General features: G+C 57.7%; 21 protein-coding genes and 1 pseudogene. 15 read left to right on the top strand and 7 right to left on the bottom strand.

What is annotated here, in order from left to right; translation table 11 throughout:
- Positions 1-9 precede the first annotated feature (9 nt).
- From CAF65_RS06970 to CAF65_RS06960, 3 genes are all read left to right on the top strand, one after another.
- A complete protein-coding gene (locus CAF65_RS06970) occupies positions 10-2,964 on the top strand; it encodes a hypothetical protein (RefSeq protein ID WP_085715639.1) in 2,955 nt (984 codons plus the stop codon).
- 98 nt (positions 2,965-3,062) lie between these two features.
- A complete protein-coding gene (locus CAF65_RS06965; protein ID WP_085715638.1) occupies positions 3,063-3,488 on the top strand; it encodes a cell wall hydrolase in 426 nt (141 codons plus the stop codon).
- 121 nt (positions 3,489-3,609) lie between these two features.
- Positions 3,610-3,768, top strand: a complete 159-nt coding sequence (locus tag CAF65_RS06960) for a hypothetical protein (protein ID WP_256578614.1) — start codon at positions 3,610-3,612, stop codon at positions 3,766-3,768.
- Between the two features lie 111 nt (positions 3,769-3,879).
- Here CAF65_RS06960 and CAF65_RS06955 read toward each other — a convergent pair whose 3' ends face one another.
- On the bottom strand, positions 3,880-4,251 hold the full coding sequence (locus tag CAF65_RS06955; protein ID WP_256578613.1) for a hypothetical protein: 372 nt from the start codon (positions 4,249-4,251) through the stop codon (positions 3,880-3,882).
- 266 nt (positions 4,252-4,517) lie between these two features.
- Between CAF65_RS06955 and CAF65_RS06950 the strand changes: the two genes are divergently transcribed.
- The 7 genes from CAF65_RS06950 to recX all read left to right on the top strand — a co-directional run bounded on the left by CAF65_RS06950 (position 4,518) and on the right by recX (position 9,970).
- Positions 4,518-5,312, top strand: a complete 795-nt coding sequence (locus CAF65_RS06950) for a DNA adenine methylase (RefSeq protein ID WP_085715635.1) — start codon at positions 4,518-4,520, stop codon at positions 5,310-5,312.
- A 31-nt stretch (positions 5,313-5,343) separates the two neighbouring features.
- Complete coding sequence (locus tag CAF65_RS06945; protein ID WP_085715634.1) at positions 5,344-6,081, top strand: DUF5677 domain-containing protein; 738 nt, start codon at positions 5,344-5,346, stop codon at positions 6,079-6,081.
- A 401-nt stretch (positions 6,082-6,482) separates the two neighbouring features.
- The gene (locus CAF65_RS06940; protein WP_085716004.1) at positions 6,483-7,217 is read left to right on the top strand and encodes an XRE family transcriptional regulator; all 735 of its coding nucleotides are present in this window, start codon (positions 6,483-6,485) and stop codon (positions 7,215-7,217) included.
- 174 nt (positions 7,218-7,391) lie between these two features.
- A complete protein-coding gene (locus CAF65_RS06935) occupies positions 7,392-7,733 on the top strand; it encodes a phage holin family protein (RefSeq protein ID WP_085715633.1) in 342 nt (113 codons plus the stop codon).
- 118 nt (positions 7,734-7,851) lie between these two features.
- On the top strand, positions 7,852-8,352 hold the full coding sequence (locus CAF65_RS06930) for a CinA family protein (protein WP_085716003.1): 501 nt from the start codon (positions 7,852-7,854) through the stop codon (positions 8,350-8,352).
- Between the two features lie 83 nt (positions 8,353-8,435).
- Positions 8,436-9,494, top strand: coding sequence for a recombinase RecA (gene recA, locus CAF65_RS06925; protein ID WP_085715632.1), 1,059 nt, complete (start codon positions 8,436-8,438; stop codon positions 9,492-9,494).
- Positions 9,495-9,502: 8 nt separating this feature from the next.
- Positions 9,503-9,970 carry a recombination regulator RecX gene (gene recX / locus CAF65_RS06920; protein WP_085715631.1) on the top strand — a complete coding sequence of 156 codons (468 nt, stop codon included), beginning with the start codon at positions 9,503-9,505 and terminating at the stop codon, positions 9,968-9,970.
- A gap of 44 nt (positions 9,971-10,014) precedes the next feature.
- Here recX and CAF65_RS06915 read toward each other — a convergent pair whose 3' ends face one another.
- Entirely contained in the window at positions 10,015-11,133 is a 1,119-nt protein-coding gene (locus tag CAF65_RS06915; RefSeq protein ID WP_085715630.1) for a TIGR00730 family Rossman fold protein, read from the bottom strand.
- A gap of 482 nt (positions 11,134-11,615) precedes the next feature.
- Between CAF65_RS06915 and CAF65_RS06910 the strand changes: the two genes are divergently transcribed.
- The gene (locus tag CAF65_RS06910; protein ID WP_085715629.1) at positions 11,616-11,810 is read left to right on the top strand and encodes a hypothetical protein; all 195 of its coding nucleotides are present in this window, start codon (positions 11,616-11,618) and stop codon (positions 11,808-11,810) included.
- Here the strand turns inward: CAF65_RS06910 and CAF65_RS06905 are convergent, their stop codons facing one another.
- The gene (locus tag CAF65_RS06905; RefSeq protein WP_008019804.1) at positions 11,811-12,233 is read right to left on the bottom strand and encodes a quorum-sensing-regulated virulence factor family protein; all 423 of its coding nucleotides are present in this window, start codon (positions 12,231-12,233) and stop codon (positions 11,811-11,813) included.
- Between the two features lie 188 nt (positions 12,234-12,421).
- Between CAF65_RS06905 and CAF65_RS06900 the strand changes: the two genes are divergently transcribed.
- The 3 genes from CAF65_RS06900 to CAF65_RS06890 all read left to right on the top strand — a co-directional run bounded on the left by CAF65_RS06900 (position 12,422) and on the right by CAF65_RS06890 (position 14,487).
- Complete coding sequence (locus CAF65_RS06900) at positions 12,422-13,180, top strand: tRNA-uridine aminocarboxypropyltransferase (RefSeq protein WP_085715628.1); 759 nt, start codon at positions 12,422-12,424, stop codon at positions 13,178-13,180.
- A 218-nt stretch (positions 13,181-13,398) separates the two neighbouring features.
- Positions 13,399-14,049, top strand: coding sequence for a response regulator transcription factor ErdR (erdR, locus tag CAF65_RS06895; protein WP_085715627.1), 651 nt, complete (start codon positions 13,399-13,401; stop codon positions 14,047-14,049).
- 75 nt (positions 14,050-14,124) lie between these two features.
- Positions 14,125-14,487, top strand: a complete 363-nt coding sequence (locus CAF65_RS06890) for a diacylglycerol kinase (RefSeq protein WP_085715626.1) — start codon at positions 14,125-14,127, stop codon at positions 14,485-14,487.
- Here CAF65_RS06890 and CAF65_RS06885 read toward each other — a convergent pair.
- Positions 14,484-15,410: a LysR family transcriptional regulator gene (locus CAF65_RS06885; protein ID WP_085715625.1), complete on the bottom strand. Its 927-nt coding sequence runs from the start codon at positions 15,408-15,410 to the stop codon at positions 14,484-14,486. The two genes, CAF65_RS06890 and CAF65_RS06885, sit on opposite strands and share 4 nt — an antisense overlap.
- A gap of 122 nt (positions 15,411-15,532) precedes the next feature.
- Between CAF65_RS06885 and fpr the strand changes: the two genes are divergently transcribed.
- The gene (fpr, locus tag CAF65_RS06880) at positions 15,533-16,312 is read left to right on the top strand and encodes a ferredoxin-NADP reductase (protein ID WP_003443014.1); all 780 of its coding nucleotides are present in this window, start codon (positions 15,533-15,535) and stop codon (positions 16,310-16,312) included.
- A 183-nt stretch (positions 16,313-16,495) separates the two neighbouring features.
- Here the strand turns inward: fpr and tsaA are convergent, their stop codons facing one another.
- The 3 genes and pseudogenes from tsaA to CAF65_RS06865 all read right to left on the bottom strand — a co-directional run bounded on the left by tsaA (position 16,496) and on the right by CAF65_RS06865 (position 18,268).
- Positions 16,496-17,194, bottom strand: a complete 699-nt coding sequence (gene tsaA, locus CAF65_RS06875) for a tRNA (N6-threonylcarbamoyladenosine(37)-N6)-methyltransferase TrmO (protein WP_085715624.1) — start codon at positions 17,192-17,194, stop codon at positions 16,496-16,498.
- Between the two features lie 176 nt (positions 17,195-17,370).
- A pseudogene (locus CAF65_RS06870) lies at positions 17,371-17,791 on the bottom strand (SDR family oxidoreductase); the annotation flags it as partial.
- A gap of 6 nt (positions 17,792-17,797) precedes the next feature.
- Positions 17,798-18,268, bottom strand: a complete 471-nt coding sequence (locus CAF65_RS06865; protein WP_085715623.1) for a DUF1456 family protein — start codon at positions 18,266-18,268, stop codon at positions 17,798-17,800.
- Positions 18,269-18,287: the final 19 nt, after the last annotated feature.

Here is an 18,287-nt window from a genome sequence, read left to right as displayed (position 1 = left end):
AGACTCGATATGCAACCTATTCAATTCTTCGCCGCCAGGGCTGAGGACGGTGCTCTGCTGCCTGGTGCAACGATTAACGTGTATATCAGCGGTACCTCGACTCTGGCGAATTTGTACAGTGACGAGAGCACGTATGTGCCGCTGGCGAATCCTGCGTATGCCGATGCCAATGCGGGAGTGTTCTTCTACACGAAAGAGCGAAAGATTGACGTTGCGATCAGTCGCGGCGGATATGTGGCGCCGTTGTTGCGGGGGATCGTCACCACCGACCCCGGCGATGTTTTGAACGCGGCGGTCTCAGCAGCCGATCGTGCGGAGGCCGCCAGGGATGCAGCCCAACTGTCGTCGGGGATCTACCCCAATACCTCAGCGGGCATCAGTAACACTGCATCCGGTCGCTATTTCAGCGTGCCAAGCCCTGAGTGGAGTCAATCGCTGATCCTGTATTTGAACAACGGCGGCGTGCCACTTGAAATCAAGCGTTATCCCAGTAGCGCCATTCTGGACATTGCCCGGCGGAGTAACTACCAGTTGTCCGGGCGCACGACGAAGGTTGAGAAAGGTGCCTCGAGTCTGGATTTCACGGTGAGCTGGGGCCGGCTCTACTTCTTTACCGGCACCGGCAAGGCCCGAGCCAACGTTCAAGCTGTGACTGACCTGGTGGTGCCGGACGGTAAATGTGCTTATGTGGATCTGGCTGAGCCCTTGGTCGGCGGCGAGTACGTGGTGCACGTGTCATCGCTCCCGCTGACGGCGATTGCTAACCCGCCGGGCTCCTACATCGAAGACAGCAAAATTATTCTGTTCACCTGCCTGAACGGCATCGTCGGTGGGGCGCTGTATCCCCAGTACCACTCGGTGGGCGATGGGGTAGTGTCGCGTGCGGCCTTGACCGGCGCGTTGCAGAACACCATGGACCGGGCCGGCTGGCACGTGGTGGGCCGGGCTACCAAACTGCAGCGCAACGTAGGTACTCCAAGCACCTACTCAATCAGTTTTTCTGAACTGACGGTCACCGGTGGTTTGACCTTTTCGTCGAAAAAGGTAGCCCCAGTCAATGGTCAGAATGTGCCGTTCGGCGAAGCGATCTATGTGGACCTGGACAGTGCTCCCAATGAGAGTGGTCAGCTGGTTCCGCAAGTCACAACCGGTGGTTTTACAGCCGGGATGCTGGCCTCTGGTGCGTTCGTCACGGATCGCAAGGTGTATCTGCTCATCAACGGCACCTCCGGGCTTGGTGGTCCCCTGGCCCGGCAGGAAGCCTCCGTTGATTCCATTGATCAAACGTTGAAGAACCGCACGGTGCGTGCGGCCTATCAGGTGATTGGCGACATTAGCCGGTTCCTTCTCAGCGGAACGGCGTGCGTCATGTCGTTTGGCGATCTTCGTGTTGCGCGGGGTGTAGGCAACACTACGCTGGTGATCGCGGGTCTTACGGATGTGACGGTCCCCCAAGGCCAGGCGCTTTACGTCGATCTGGGCGCCGAGCTGGTCGGCGGCAAGTTGGTGGCCGAGGTCACCACCGCCGGCTATTCGAGTGTTGGCGGTAGCATCGCTTCGGGCGCATTCGTCGATGACAACAAGCTCTACCTGTTTATCAATGATGGGGCTGGGTATGGCGGTGCGCTGGCCAATCGAAGGCCGCTGAACACGTACCTGGGAGAGGTCTGGCTGAAACAGGCGCCGATCAAAATCACCTTTGACCCGGCTACCCGAACGCTGGCCTGGGACAACTATTTGATTCTGCCCACTAACAGTGGGCAGGGGCGCATCAAGGTCGCCCCAGGCTCGTTTACTTTCACCAGCACTGGCTTCAATGTGGCCTACCTTGACCTGTCGGCCACGGTAACGACCGGCGACACCCCGGCTACGGCAGTCAAGGGCGGGGTCTATTACGAGTCTCCCAGCCCTGACCGCTTTCGAGGCCTGTCCAATCAGTTGCCGATGTTCTACTGGAACGGCGTCAACGACTTCGGCTCGCTCTGTGGTTTTCCGCGTGCATCCGAGCCGGGCGCGACGGTGGTTTCGACGCTGGCGCCGGATGATGTCGTGGTCAAGGTCGGGGCAACTCTGGTCAGTACCTTTATCAAAGGCAGCAAGGCCACCTCGAAAAAGTACTTGGAGTTCACTCTGGGCTATGAGTACAAGCCGTTTGACCCTACCGGGGCGGATGCCTATGGCAATGCGGATTTGTGGCGGTTGAAGCACGCCTACGAGACCGACTTGGACCCGGTGGCGATCTCGTTCGTTCGCTCGCGTGCGGGCAAGGCGCTGCTCAATGGCGGTGAGATTACTTGCGCGATCAAGGAGCAGGGTGCGCCGGACTACATCGGTGGCTTCCACGGCGATGAGGTCAAGAGCACGGCGATATTGCTGCTCGATGGCGTCGAAATCCCGATGGGCACGGTGGCGACCTACGTCGGCAAGAAGTTGCAGTATGTCCAGCGCTCGACGCTGTTCAAGTGCAACACCCAAACGGCGGTGGCCACGCGGTCGCAGAGCTTGGTGCTCAGTCACGAAAATGGCCACGCGAAGATCGACATGTCGCAAAAGGTCGTGTGGTCGCAATCGCTGGTGCTGGAGGCCGCAATGCTCACCATGCTGCCGATCAAGCGTCTGCTGGATGACTCGACGGGCGAGGTGATTACCAATACCGCGCTGCGCTCGCCCTATGTTGGCAAAGAGGATGTGTCTGTCGAGGGCTTTCCGCAGGTAGCGACTTTGGGGTGGTTACCTGATTCCCAGATTTGGGGGCCTACCGGGATCTCCGCGAGCGTTCAGATCTTGAAGCACCCAGGGTATGCCGATTGCGGTTTCTATGTGGCCAACGCGCCGTTCTACAACAAGGACTATTACAGCGTTGCCGGTAGCGCGGTCAGCACCATGGGCGGGGTAACGCACACCACTCAACCCGGGGAAACCTGGAACGTGGACAGCGTCATCAAGATGACTACCAATCTCTGATCAAGCGCCAGACAGGGACGGAAGTCCGTCCTGCAGTGCCGTTTCGTAGAAGAGCTATGCCCGCCGAATGCGGGCTTTTTTTCGCCTGGAGAAAAGTGATGACTGCAACAGAAAGAGACCGCGACATCCTTGCCCGCACGCTGTGGGGTGAGGCTCGCGGCGAATCCCTGTCCGGCCAGATCGCCGTGGCCTGGACCATCCGCAACCGGGTGAACGACGGCAAGGCCAGGTCGTGGTGGGGCGAGGGCTATGCCGGTGTGTGCCAAAAGCCGTACCAGTTCAGCTGCTGGAACAGGAACGACCCGAACTTCGCCTACCTGAGTGGCGCGAAGCAGATTCCTTTCCGCGAGTTTGCCCAGGCGCAGATCGCTGCCGATCAGGTGATCGCGGGCAAGGTGTCAGATCCCACCGGTGGTGCCACGCATTACTACGCGACCACCATGCCCAAACCACCTACGTGGATCAAGGACGCCAAGCAGACGCTGACGCTTGGGCGCCACATTTTCTTCAAGGATGTGCCGTGAGCCCCGTGGCACTGATGTTTGCGTAATACCAGGTCACGCTGAAGACGCTGGCCTGAACCTTTCCCAACACCCGAGGCAACAAAATATGCAACTGATTAGTAATTGGAAAGATGGTCTGAAGATGTCCAGCGTTCAGGCTGGCGGTGCGATTGCAGCGCTGGGCATTGCTGAGCAGATGCTGCCTCAGTTGCAGGCGGTACTGCCGCCTGCAGCCTACGGCGTTCTGGGCATTCTGGTGATGCTGGCACGGGTGATCCTGCAACCCAAGCTGAGTAACTAGGGAGGGACTGGCGCGAGCTCAAAGAGTTGTCGCCATCACCGCAGCCAGGGCGATCAAGGATTGATCGCCCTGGCTGCGTGTCAGGTCTATGGGCGGGCGCTGATGCCGGATTTACCTGTCGCCCGGTAACCCGACGGGCTGATCTGTGCAAGTGAGGGCGCGTAGCTTTGCGGTGAGCTCGCTGATGTGCTTGTCCTTAGCCATCAACTCCCAGTTGCTCCGGGTTTCGATCTCGGTCGCGAGGCTGTTCGCATCTGCCGCTTCAGCTTTGGCAGTGGACAATTGAGAGCGAAGCGTATCGCGCTCATTGGCAGCTTCGGTGTGCATCTCAACCAGCTTGAAGATGTTTTGTCGGGCCTGGCGTATTTGCAGAGTCAGTTCCTGAATTTCGTTCTCGAGCATTCGAAGCTGATGCCGGCAGGTATCGAGCGGCGTCGGGCAGCCAAGCCAGTCGCTGGTGTCTTCGATTTCGTACGGGTCCACGGTCACACCTTACGGATGCTGGTTTTATATACAGTAGTTGAGGCGTGACGATTCGGCGAGAGTAAGGTGACGAACTGCTGGGCCATTCCGGCTTTGCAACCTCAACACTAAAGTTAAAAAGAGCGACCGAACTGGGTGCGTCAACACCCAGCTTGGCCGCCGTCCCTGCAGATGGTCCCTGCAAGTCCAGCCAAGGCTCTTGCTCCGTGCACAAAGCGCGGCGAGCCTAGCACCTGTTTATATATACAGTAAAGGTCTTGCTCTCTATGTCTACTCCCATCATTCCTTGGATGGGCGGTAAGCGCCGTCTGGCCGACCGCCTCATTCCACTTTTTCCGCCACACGAATGCTACGTCGAAGTCTTTGCCGGCGGCGCCGCGCTGTACTTCATGCGACCCCAGGCCGCGCCGGTTGAAGTCCTCAACGACATCAATGGCGACCTGGTGACGCTGTACCGTGTTGTGCAGAACCACCTCGAAGAGTTCGTGCGCCAATTCAAATGGGCGCTCAGCTCACGCCAGGTGTTCGAGTGGCAGAAAATGACCCGCCCCGAAACCCTCACCGACATCCAGCGTGCTGCGCGATTTTTCTACCTGCAGCACCACGCCTTCGCCGGCAAGGTCACTGGGCAGACGTTCGGTACCGCCACCACCGGCCCGGCCATCAACCTGCTGCGGATCGAGGAAAACCTCTCAGCCGCCTGGCAGCGTCTGTCCGGTACCTACGTCGAAAACCTCCCCTGGCTGGAATGCGCTGAACGCTACGACCGTGCCCATACCTTCCACTACATGGATCCGCCGTACTGGCAGACCGCCGGGTACGGGGTGGATTTCCCTTTCGAGAATTACAAGCGCATGGCCGACTTCATGCGGCGCTGCAAGGGTAGAGTAATGGTCAGCATCAATGATCACCCCGACATCCGGCGAGTTTTTTCGGGCTTTCACATGGAGACACTAGAAATTCGCTACTGCAACACTAATCAGAGGCAGGGAAAGGCTACTGTCAGTGGAGAACTGGTAATCATGAATTGGGTACCGAACACGTTAGGTGGACTATTTTGATGCATGGTTGAGCCATCCCAATGGAGAATAGATGAGCATTACAACAGTCGTACCGTTGCTCAAAGTGGCGGAGCAGATACTTGAAGATCTTCAAAGTCTCATTATTCGCTCCCGTCCCCCTCTGCATTCACCGGACCGTTTACGGGTTAGCCTCGTACTAACCATCGCCGAGCAGTTTGAGGCAACGCTGCGCCTGGCCAATGCCCATATGTGTACGCATGCAGCTACGCATGCAAGGTCGATGATTGAGGCGCTCGTAGCGATGAGGATGCTTAAGTCCAATAGCGTATACGTTGACCAGATGCGTTACGAAAAATTGAGAGGTGAGCGACGTGTGTACAAGGGGATACTCGCTGATCCCCACATTCCTGAAGCTCTGAAGGCTCCGATCAAGGAAATGGAAGTTAGTTGTGCATCCGAGTGTGAGGTTTTTCGGGCTGCTGGCCTGAAACCAAAAAAAATTAGTGACGATCTTGGCACTGCGGAGTTATCGCATCTGGTTGCGCCGTACTCGATGCTATGTGCTTTTTCTCATAACGATCTAGCTGTATTGGCGTTCCGGCATCAGGGTGAAAGTAGCATGGTCTATAAGCAGGAAGATAAACCTGAGTTTGTAGAAGCAATCATTTCCACTTCGTTGATTGTCCTGATGGATGCAACTGATCAGTTTGGCAAGATTGCCAAATTCCCCGACAACCATTTCGAATCAGTTTTTAAGGCTATGAATCTGAAATGGATAGAGGTTCTAGACGGTCGTGTGGAGGGCTAGGGCGATTTTGATGGGGCAAAAATGGGGCAAACCATAAGCCAATCTATGCCATTTAATGCCAAATGAACAATAACCGCGATATGTCAAAAAAGCCCTACAGCCCTTCAATCTCGGGGTTGTAGGGCTTTTTTGCGCTAGTACTCCAACACAATCGGGGTGTGGGAGGACAGGTCGGAGACGGCTTTATTCATCGGATTGTCAGGAAGCTCGTTGAAAGAGGTGGGGTAAAAGCGGGGCAACGGCCGGGCTTTTCCGCGATGGACGCAAGGTTACCATGGGCGGTCTACCCGACGCAGGCGCCACGGCCCGGTGACATCCTTTACGATGCAAAAATCATGTTATGCATTGATTATGCAATTCGGCATTTGTCTTCTTTGAAAAGAACAAGCACTATGCGCATTATGCAAAAACGCAACGTATCTACCGTATTAAGAGCATTGCTCGATCAGCACGGGATCTCCCCTACGGAGCTTCACCGTCGTACCGGCGTGCCTCAATCCACGCTCTCGCGCATTCTCAGCGGGAAAATCGTCGATCCTTCGGATAAGCATATTTCGAAGATCGCCGAGTATTTCTCGGTGAGCACCGACCAGTTGCGTGGCCGCGCGGACGTCGCGCCTGCCGCTAATGCCGGACGCGCTCCCGTGCATTCGGAACTCAAGGATATAAGTCTGTGGGACGACGATACCCCTGTCGATGACGACGAGGTGTCGGTCCCCTTTCTTCGCGAGGTTGAATTGGCCGCAGGATCAGGAAGATTCGTCATCGAAGAAAGCGAGCGCTCTAGCCTGCGCTTCGGCAAACGAAGCCTGCGCCATAACGGCGTGCAGTTCGACCAGGCCAAATGCGTGACGGTGCGGGGTAACAGCATGTTGCCAGTACTGCGCGACGGTGCCACGGTCGGGGTCAATGCCGGCAAGTGCGGTATTGGCGATATCGTTGACGGCGACCTTTATGCAATCAATCACAACGGCCAATTGCGGGTGAAGCAGCTGTATCGGCTGCCAACCGGGATTCGCCTGCGCAGCTTTAACCGCGATGAACATCCGGACGAAGACTACACCTTTCAGGAAATCCAGGGGGAGTCGATAGTTATCCTCGGACATGTCTTCTGGTGGGGGATGTATGCCCGCTAATACCTGTGCATTCGGATAAAACCCGCTCCCCGAGCGGGTTTTTTTTCGCGCCCTGAAAGCATTGGGGCGTCTTTTCGATGCGTAAATGCATTGACTGTTTATGCATTGGTGCATAGTCTGATTGCCTGTCCATAACAAACACATGGAGTGACCATTCACTCAAGGAGGCATGAAATGACCGCTGAGCAATATGCGTTGCTGGACATGCCTCTGTGGCTGCTCATCATCCTGCCAGTACTCGGTGGCGTTACCGGTGAAATGTGGCGTGCCGATAAAGAGGGTGTTCGTGGCTGGCCCCTTATCCTGCGCCTGAGCCTGCGGTCTGGCTCCAGCATGATTTGCGGCGCCTCGGTCATCATGCTGCTGCACGCCGCCAATGTTTCCATTTGGGCTGCTTGTGCGGGTGGCTGTTTAACTGCAATGGCCGGGACAGATGTAGTTTTAGGGCTGTATGAGCGCTGGGCAGCCAAGCGCATGGGGATCGCCCATGTTCCGTCCGGTGACGTGGAAGATTGATTCCCCCGACAGGCCTTTTCCAGAGCCTCTGGTTCTTTACATTTTGATCGGTCCCGTAGCTTGCAAGTGCGGTCTGCTCGTGTACGGTTAACCCATCCCGCCCCATCAGGAGATGACCGTGAAAGTAATCACCCAGCTCGCCGCTGACCTAGGCAGGCAATTGCAGATTCTCAATGCCCATGTTTCCACGGCCGAGTCCTGTACCGGAGGCGGGATCGCCGAGGCGATCACCCGTATTCCGGGCAGCTCGGCGTGGTTCGAGGCCGGTTATGTCACTTACTCCAATCTGCAGAAGAACCTGCAACTGGGTGTCCCGGTGGGGTTGTTCACCACGGTGGGGGCGGTCAGTCGCGAGGTGGTCGAAGCGATGGCCAAGGGCGCGCAGGAGAAAAGTCGCGCATTTTTTTCCGTGGCGGTCAGTGGCGTGGCCGGGCCGGACGGTGGTTCGCCGAGCAAGCCAGTGGGCACGGTATGGCTGGCCTGGGGCGTTGGCGAGCGAGTGTTCAGCGAGTTGCAGCACTTCCCCGGTGACCGCGACGAGGTACGCCGACAAACGGTGAAGGCCGCGCTAGAGGGGCTGCTGCGGTATGCCGCGGCAGAAATCTCAAATCAGGGGTAGGCGATCCTCAAACGCTGTGGAATAATACTGGCTACTTATACAGGTGTTGGCCGTCAGGCCTTATTGATTACGTGAGGACTTTAATGGACGACAACAAGAAGAAAGCCTTGGCTGCGGCCCTGGGTCAGATCGAACGTCAATTCGGCAAGGGTGCCGTAATGCGTATGGGCGATCAGGACCGTCAGGCGATCCCGGCCATCTCCACTGGCTCTCTGGGTCTGGACATCGCTCTCGGCATCGGCGGTCTGCCAAAAGGCCGTATTATTGAAATCTACGGTCCTGAATCTTCCGGTAAAACCACGCTGACCTTGTCCGTGATCGCCCAGGCTCAAAAAGCCGGCGCGACCTGCGCATTCGTCGACGCTGAACACGCCCTCGACCCTGAGTATGCCGGCAAGCTGGGCGTCAACGTTGACGACCTGCTGGTTTCCCAGCCGGACACCGGCGAGCAGGCCCTGGAAATCACCGACATGCTGGTGCGTTCCAACGCGGTTGACGTGATCATCGTCGACTCCGTGGCCGCCCTGGTGCCTAAGGCTGAAATCGAAGGCGAAATGGGTGACATGCACGTGGGCCTGCAAGCCCGTCTCATGTCCCAGGCTCTGCGTAAAATCACCGGTAACATCAAGAACGCCAACTGCCTGGTGATCTTCATCAACCAGATCCGTATGAAAATCGGCGTGATGTTCGGTAGCCCGGAAACCACCACCGGTGGTAACGCACTGAAGTTCTACGCATCGGTTCGTCTGGACATCCGTCGTACTGGCGCGGTGAAAGAGGGTGATGAAGTCGTCGGTAGCGAAACCCGCGTCAAGGTTGTGAAGAACAAGGTGGCTTCGCCGTTCCGTCAGGCCGAGTTCCAGATTCTTTACGGCAAGGGCATCTACCTCAACGGTGAGATGATCGACCTCGGGGTTCTGCACGGTTTCGTTGAGAAGTCCGGCGCCTGGTATGCCTACAACGGCACCAAGATCGGTCAGGGTAAAGCCAACTCGGCCAAGTTCCTGGCGGATAACCCGGAAGTCGCTGCAGCGCTCGAGAAGCAACTGCGCGACAAACTGCTGTCCCCGGCATCGGTAGCAGACGCCAAAGCTTCTGCGGTCAAAGAGACCGAAGACGACCTGGCTGACGCTGATATCTGATCAAAGCGATGACCGCCGTACTCGATACACTGGTCGCGGTGCGGCGAACCGCAATGGACCTGCTCGCACGACGCGAGCACGGTCGTGTCGAGCTGACGCGTAAACTGCGTCAGCGCGGCGCCCTCCCTGAAATGATCGAAACAGCACTCGACCGGTTGACGGAAGAGGGGTTGTTGTCCGAAACCCGTTATCTCGAAAGTTTCGTTTCCTACCGCGCCCGTTCCGGTTATGGCCCTTTACGCATTCGTGAGGAGTTGAGCCAGCGAGGCCTGCAGCGCTCGGATATTGAACTCGCCCTGCGTGAGAGCGGTATCGACTGGCAGGAGCAACTGGCCGATACCTGGCGACGCAAGTTCTCAGGGCAATTGCCGGCAGACGCTCGGGAGAGAGCGAAACAAGGCAGGTTCCTGGCGTATCGGGGATATTCCATGGAAATGATCAACCGCCTGTTCAGCGGTCGAGGGATGGATGATTGAACTGAAACGGCCCGCTATTTTGATAGCGGGCCGTTTTTTATGCCTCAAGTAACCTTTGACGGCTCCCGCGTGCGCTGCTGTACCTGGGGTTTTGATTGTGCCCAGTTTTCCGGCAGGTTGATGTAGTCCACAAGCTCGCGCAGGCGGCCATGATTGCGGGCGTTGAAGTTGAAGACCAGCCGCGCCAGATGGCTGAATTCGGTTTCGTCGTGTTCCTCACTGCTGTAAACGTGCTGATGGAAATGGTCGTTCAGACACAGGTCGGCGAAAGCCACCTGCATGTGTTCGAGTGCGCTGTCGCTGAGTACGTGATTCATGCGAATCAGGAACTGGTGCTTGAGCCAGCGACTGGAGTGGAAGTTGCTGTAGAACTGGTTGATGTGCTCTACCGCGTCTTCGACGTTGTAGACCAGTTTCACCAGCTTCATGTCAGTGGGCAGGATGTAGTGGTTTTCCTCCAGTTGCTGGTGAATGAAGTCCAGTGCGCCTTGCCAGAATTTGCCACCCGGCGTGTCGAGCAGCACCACTGGTACCAATGGGCTTTTGCCGGTCTGGATCAGCGTCAGCACCTCCAGCGCTTCATCCAGGGTACCGAAGCCACCCGGGCACAGCACCAGGGCATCGGCTTCCTTGACGAAGAACAGCTTGCGGGTGAAGAAGAAGTGGAAGGGCAGCAGGTTGGTCGTGCCGTCGACAGTGGGGTTGGCATGCTGTTCGAAGGGCAGGGTGATGTTGAACCCCAGGCTGTGTGTCAGGCCGGCGCCCTCATGGGCGGCGGCCATGATGCCGCCACCGGCGCCAGTGATGACCATCATCTCCGAGCGCGCCAGCGCGGCACCGAGTTCTCGGGCCATGCTGTAGAGCGGATGTTCCATAGGGGTACGAGCCGAGCCGAAGACGGTGACCTTGCGTCGTCCCTTGAACTGTTCGAGCACGCGAAAAGCCTGTTCCAGTTCGCGCAGGGCTTGCAGGGTGATTTTGGCATTCCAGCGGTTGTGGTCTTCCTGGGCCATGCGTAGCACGGTCAGGATCATGTCGCGGTAGATCGGGGTGTTCGGGCTGTCGGGTGAAATCAGCTTGAGCTGTTCTTCGACCTTGCTGATGAGGTCGTGGCCGCTTTCTTCGAAATGACGGCTCAGGAGGTCATTCGGTTGGTAAGGCATTCAACTTCTCCTTCTGCACAGAACCCTCGGCCCGACAACGTACGTCGGTGCCACGACACTTCATGTGTCGTTGTCTGCCCCGGCCCATGCCTGGGCGATCTACTTGACCCGAAAAACATCGGGTCATCCAAACAGGCTCTGTTTTTCCCTTGGATGAAAGAAACATTCGCACAATACGACAAGCGACGGGCAGCCCCTTTCCAGCCCTGAAAAAGTGAACGTGGATAACCTGAAATCTAGACCTTCACAGTGATTTTTGCTGTCTTGATCATTGCGCCACAAAGTCTTTCCTGGCAACCGCTTATTGACGATTTGCAAGGTGGTTTCACCGCTCGTCTGAACGTACGTCGCATGTGCTGCACTCTGATTTACTAAGTTACAGGTGTCACACGACAACTTTGCGTCAACGGCAGGGCGCACGGTACAAGCGGTTCAAGGATTTATCGCTCAAACAAGAGTGGAGTGCAGGGAGGCGGGAAGCCATGGCCAGAGTCGTTCTGGAGATCGATACGCAACTGTATCGATTGCTGAAGTCATCAGCCGAGACCAATCATTTGAGTCTCGAAGAGGAGTGCTGCCGACGTTTGCGTGGCGGCGAACGCCGTTCGCATTACTTGCAGGCGCTGCTGGCGGAATTGCGCGCCGAAGATGAACAGCGGCGCGCCAATTCGCGGTGATTACTTTTTCTTCTTGGTCGGTTGCAGGCAATCCGATTCCTGGAAGCTTGCAGAGCCGACCGGGCGGTTGGTCTTCACCTCGGTGAAGTCGTAACGCATGATCGCGCCCTTGGCCATCAGCTTGCGAAACCCTTCGTTTCTGCAGACAGAAGCTCCCAGCTGGAAGTACACCGCTTTCGGGTCTGCGCGCATCTTGTCGGCGTGGCTGCTCTGCACACTCAGATGGTTGATCAGCTGTTTGCCTTCAACGGTGTAGCCTTGATCGAGTATGTCTTCGTTGATCGCTCGTGGAGTGCCGACGCTGCTCTGGGTAGCGACGTTTTGCAGCATTTTGTTCAGTTCCGTGTCTTTCAGGGACGCTGCCTGGGCGTTGAAGGACGACGCCAGCAAAATGGCCGCGGTAGGAACGATAAGGCGCAGCATGAAACTCTCCTGGTTCAGTGATGGGGCTTTGACCCGTCACGTGACTGTGCGTTCAGTGGCGGCGAATTATAGGGGAGGCAGGCTGGACGGTACAGGCTTGCATCGGACGGTCTGGTAAACTGCTGGCACTTTTTACCCTGTCGAGTGTTTTTCGTGTCGATTTCCCTTCTCTGCGGGCGTTGCTCGCCATGAGTCATACCCCCGGGCGCTTTGCCTTGAATGCCGTAGCCCGCCTGCGCGATCAGCGCGAGGAGGAGGGCATCAAGCCGATTCAGGCCCGCGGCTGGCGCGCGCCGCGTTGCCGTGACTGCCGGGTGATCGAGAGTCACTGCCTGTGCGCATGGCGTCCGCAGGTCGCTACCCGCTCCGGCGTGTGCCTGATCATGACCAACAAGGAAGTGTTCAAGCCGAGCAACACCGGTTGGCTGATCGCCGACGTGGTCCCGGACAACCATGCCTTCATCTGGTCCCGTACGGAGGTCGATCCGAAGTTGCTGGCGCTGTTGTCCGACCCGCAATGGCAGCCTTACCTGGTGTTTCCGGGGGAGTACGTCGCGCCTGAACGTGTGACAAACAGCGTGGATGTCGATGGCACGAAGCGCCCGTTGTTCATTCTGTTGGATGCGACCTGGACCGAGGCGCGGAAGATCTTTCGCAAGAGCCCCTATTTCGATCGATTGCCGATCCTCAGCCTGCTGCCGGAGAAACTCTCCCGTTACCGGTTGCGCCGCTCGACCCGCAGCGAGCATCTGTGCACGGCAGAAGTGGCGGCGCTGTGCCTCGACCTTGCAGGCGATGTAGCCGCAGCCTCGGCGCTGGATGCCTACTTCGATGTGTTCAGCCAGCACTACCTCGACGCCAAGCATCAGTTGGACATGAACGTTTCGACCCCGGCGCACGCCGAGTTGATGCCCTACGTCCAGTCGGTCACGCCATTGATGGACTGATTGTCGCGGATACTGCAATAAAGTGTACCGGCCATGCTGCTTGACCACCCCGGCTTCGCTGGGCATGCTTGGCGCCGATTAGGGTGCGGCCAGAGTTTGCAACGCGGTTTTTTGCGTTGAGCGTGCCTTGTAGGTGCAGCTTCGTGGCTGTGCCTTGAGTTGCTTTGGCGAGGTCCGAATGCATCGGGCGTCCCATGAAAAACAGGATCATTTGAAAAATGGCCACATACGAAATCCTGATTGCCGATGACCACCCACTTTTTCGTAGTGCCTTGCATCAAGCGCTGACCCTGGGCCTTGGCCCGGATGTCCGCCTGGTGGAAGTGGCGAGCATCGCCGAACTGGAAGTCCGTCTGACGGAAAAGCCCGACTGGGATCTGGTGCTGCTGGACCTGAACATGCCGGGGGCCTATGGCTTTTCCGGACTGGTCCTGCTGCGCGGTCAGTACCCGCAGATTCCGGTGGTCATGGTCTCGGCCCAGGAAGAGGCGACCATTATGGTCAAGTCTCGTGAGTTCGGCGCCAGTGGCTTCATTCCCAAATCCAGCGACTTGAGTGTGATCCAGAAAGCCGTGCGGGCGGTCCTCGATGGCGACGTGTTCTGGCCGCCGCAGGCGTTCGAAGCGGTCAGCGTCTCAGAAGAGGCGAAAGCGGCCAGCGAGGGGCTTGCCAGCCTGACGCCGCAGCAATTCCGGGTGTTGACCATGGTTTGCGAAGGCTTGCTGAACAAGCAGATCGCCTACGAGCTGAGTGTTTCCGAGGCAACGATCAAGGCGCACGTAACCGCGATTTTCCGTAAACTGAATGTGCGGACCCGGACCCAGGCTGCGCTGCTCTTGCAACAACTTGAGTCAATTTCCAGCCATTAAAGGCTGGCGACTTCACGCTTTTTTGACTTTGGTTGAACTAGCTTTCCCACTTCTTTTTTGTCAGTTGCCCACTCTATGTCACCTTTCAAAGGCCAGACCGGCCTGAAACGAATCCTCAACGCCTCCGGTTATTCGCTGGACGGCCTGCGCGCAGCCTTCACTGGTGAAGCCGCCTTTCGGCAACTGGTATTGCTCAACGTCATCCTGGTTCCCTTGTCGTTCTTCCTGAATGTCAGCCGGGTCGAACGGGCGTTGTTGATCGCGGTATGCCTGTTGGCGTTGATCGTCGAGTTGCTCAACTCGGCAGTGGAAGCGGCCATCGACCGCATTTCCCTTGAGCGGCATCCGCTGTCCAAGAATGCCAAGGACATGGGCAGTGCCGCCCAGTTCGTGGCATTGAGCATGATTGCCCTGGTGTGGGCGGTGATTCTGCTCTAAGCGATAGTAGGCAGTACGATCTCGTCGCTGCGCTGAACCCCGGCGGTGAAGGCGCGGCACAGGTCGAGGAATTCGCGCATCGCCGAGGTCTGATATTTCTGTTTATGCCAGATGAAATAAAACTGTCGCGCCAGATCCAGATCCGGCGTCTCGACGGGCACCAGGCTGCCGCGGCGGAATGCGTCGCGCAAAGCCAGCCTGGAAATGCAACCAATCCCCAGACCTGACTCCACCGCGCGCTTGATTGCTTCGGTGTGCTCAAGCTCCAGGCGGATATTCAAAGAAGTGCGGTGATGACGCATGGCTTGATCGAAGGTCAACCGTGTGCCCGAGCCTTGTTCGCGCAAGATCCAGGCTTCGTGACTCAATTCCTCCATGGTGGCCGTGCCGCGCTCGGCCAGCGGATGCTGAGGGGCGCAAAACACCACCAGTTCGTCCTCGACCCAGCTTTGTACTTCGATGTCCGGGTGACTGCAGTCACCTTCGATCAGACCCAGATCAATTTCATAGTGGGCCACTTGTTGCACTATGTTGGCAGTGTTCTGCACGTGCAGCTTCACCTGGCTTTCCGGATGGCGCTGCATGAAGCTGCCGATCAGCAGGGTGGCCAGGTAATTGCCGATGGTCAGGGTCGCGCCCACGGCCAGCGAGCCGAAGCCGGACTTGCCGTTGAGCAGGTCTTCGATTTCCTTGGCCTGGTCCAGCAAGGCCACCGCCTGAGGCAGCAGCTGTTTGCCGAGCGCATTGAGGCTCAGGCGTTTGCCGGCGCGGTCGAACAGCTGGCAGCTGCACTGGCGCTCCAGTTCGGTGATAGAGGTGCTCGCCGCCGATTGCGAGAGGTTGAGCAGGCCCGCAGCGCGGGATACGCTTTCCTGCTGGGCGACGGCGACGAATACTTGAAGTTGACGGAGAGTAAATCGCATATCGATATAACCGATAACCCTTATCTTAATAATCCATTTAACAGATATTGTCGCTGCCATTAGAATGCGATGCAATTGTGCACATCATCGGCGCAGGCAAAATCTCCAGGAGTCCCACGTACATGAGCAACATGAACCACGAGCGTGTCCTCAGTGTTCACCACTGGAACGACACTCTGTTCAGCTTCAAGTGCACCCGTGATCCGGGTCTGCGCTTCGAGAACGGTCAGTTCGTGATGATCGGCCTGCAACAGCCCAACGGCCGCCCGCTTATGCGCGCTTACTCGATTGCCAGCCCGAATTGGGAAGAGCATCTCGAGTTCTTCAGCATCAAGGTGCCTGATGGTCCGCTGACTTCGCAGTTGCAGCATCTGAAGGAAGGCGACGAGATTATCATCAGCAAGAAGCCTACCGGCACGCTGGTACTGGATGACTTGAAGCCTGGCAAACATTTGTACCTGCTCAGCACCGGTACCGGTCTGGCGCCGTTCATGAGCGTCATCCAGGATCCGGAAACCTACGAGCGTTTCGAAAAAGTGATCCTGTGCCACGGTGTGCGTTACGTCAACGAAGTCGCTTACCGCGAGTTCATCACCGAGCACCTGCCGCAGAATGAATTCTTCGGCGAAGCACTGCGTGACAAGTTGATCTACTACCCGACCGTGACTCGCGAGCCGTTCGAGAATGAAGGTCGCCTGACCGACCTGATGCGCAGCGGCAAGCTGTTCAGCGACATCGGCCTGCCACCGATCAATCCGCAGGACGACCGCGCCATGTTGTGCGGCAGCCCGAGCATGCTCGACGAGACCAGCGAAGTGCTGAACAGCTTCGGTCTGAAGGTTTCGCCGCGGATGCGCGAGCCGGGTGATTACCTGATCGAGCGTGCGTTCGTCGAGAAGTGACCGCAGGTCACTTGTAGGAGCGAGCATGCTCGCGATGGTCGTCACCGATAACGCGGGAAGCCTGGCACCCCGCGATGTTTTCAGATTCATCGCGAGCATGCTCGCTCCTACAGAAAATTTGCAGCGCATCTAAAAAGCCCGCATGGCCTGAAAAGGTCATGCGGGCTTTTTCGTTTCCGGAGTTCAGACCTTCGCGGGAATGACTTCCAGGACGCGGATCAGCTCTGGTGTCGGATAATGCCAACGCACATCCAGATCCCAGAACTGCGCGCCGTATTCCCGCTCCGGTGCAGGCGTTTGATACGCCGGGCGTGGGTCCTGCGCCAAACATTGCTCGATCAACTCCACCAAAGGCTCTTGCAGGCGCTGAGCGTGCTCGTGAGCCTGTTGCAACGCGGCATCCGTCCACTGCACGGGAATCAGCTGCGGCGCGGCGCTGGCGATACTGTTGGCGGCTGTATCGATGATGTCGGCGTAGGGCACGTAGGGTTTGATATCGAGAACCGGCGTGCCATCGAGCAGATCGATGCCCGAGATCCACAAGCGGTTGGCTTCGACCTTGTCCAGTTTCACCACTGACTGCCCGATACCATTGGGGCGATGGGTTGCGCGGGTAGCAAACACGCCCATGGATTTATTGCCGCCGAGGCGAGGAGGGCGGACTTTCAAGCGAGGTTTTTCCTCCAGGGTCTGGTGGAACAGGAACAGCAGCCACACGTGGCTGACCTGCTCCAGGCCCTGTACCGCGTCCCCTTGATCGAACGGTGCCACCAGCTCCAGCACCCCACGGGCAGCCGGGGCCAGTTGCGGCTGGCGCGGAATGGCGAACTTCTCCTTGAAGCAGGAGCGTACGAAGCCGATGGGGGAAACGCTGTAGGTCATGGTTTGAGGTCGAGGCGGGGGAAGAGGGTGGGCATGATAACCCGACGGGCCTCAAGCCAGGTGGCGCCTGTCCCGGCCTCTTCGCGAGCAGGCTCGCTCCCACAGGTTTGTGGCGTACTCAAATCCTGTGGGAGTGAGCCTGCTCGCGAAAGCCGCACCGCGGACCTACAGGCTGACCCACCATCCAGCGGAATGATATTCCCGGTCATATAAGCCCCGGCAGTGCTCGCCAGGCTGATCGCCAGCGCCGCCATCTCTTCCTCGCGGCCCCAACGCTTCATCGGGATCATTGCCAATGTGCTGGGTCATCTTGCTCGGAAAGCGCCCCGGTGCAATCACATTGACGTTGATGTGCTGGCTCACCAGTTCGCGCGCCAGAATCCTCGACAGTTGATGCAACGCAGCCTTGCTCGGCCCGTAGGCATACGCCTGTTCACCGAAGGATGAAATCCCTGCCATGGGATTCTGCGCCGAGCCGGCCTTGCGCAGCAGGGGCAGGAATTGCTGGATGCAGTTGAATACCGACGTCACGTTGAGCTGCATGACTTTTTCCCAGCCCTTGATCGTGGTGCCGGCATTGTTCACCAGAATGTCCAAAACGGTTTACTGTGGGCGCACTCGCAGGGTCAGCCCCTTGAGGAAGTTGCGCAGCAACTGGTCGCCGCACGGGCGATAGTTGGTGTGGCCGAACTTGCGGAACAGCGCGCTCAGCTCCGGCTTGGACACCGGGAACTCGGCGGCCTTGAGGATCGCGTGCATGTCGTCTTCTTTCAGCTCGAACGCCACCCGCAGCTTTTTCAGGATGATGTTGTTGGTCACGGGCACTTCGATCGGCTGCGGCGGACGGCTTTCGTCCTTGCCGCGTTTGAAGATCACCAGGCCGTCGAGGAAATGTGCCATGACTTCGTCCGGGCAGCGTACGAAACCTTCCTCGTCTTCCTCTTTCTTGTCGAGATAGGTCACCAGGTCTGGCAGGGCCACGTCCAGGCCGCCGAGCTTGATGATCTCGATGACTTTCCTGTCGCTGATGTCGAGCATGTAGCGCACGCTGCGCAGTACGTCGTTATGAATCATGTGTGCAGTCCTGATAATT

The sequence above is a fragment of the Pseudomonas sp. B28(2017) genome, from assembly GCF_002113025.1.
Classification (GTDB): domain Bacteria; phylum Pseudomonadota; class Gammaproteobacteria; order Pseudomonadales; family Pseudomonadaceae; genus Aquipseudomonas.
The sequence above is the reverse complement of the archived record's forward strand: the minus strand, read 5'-3'. Positions and strand labels throughout refer to the sequence as shown.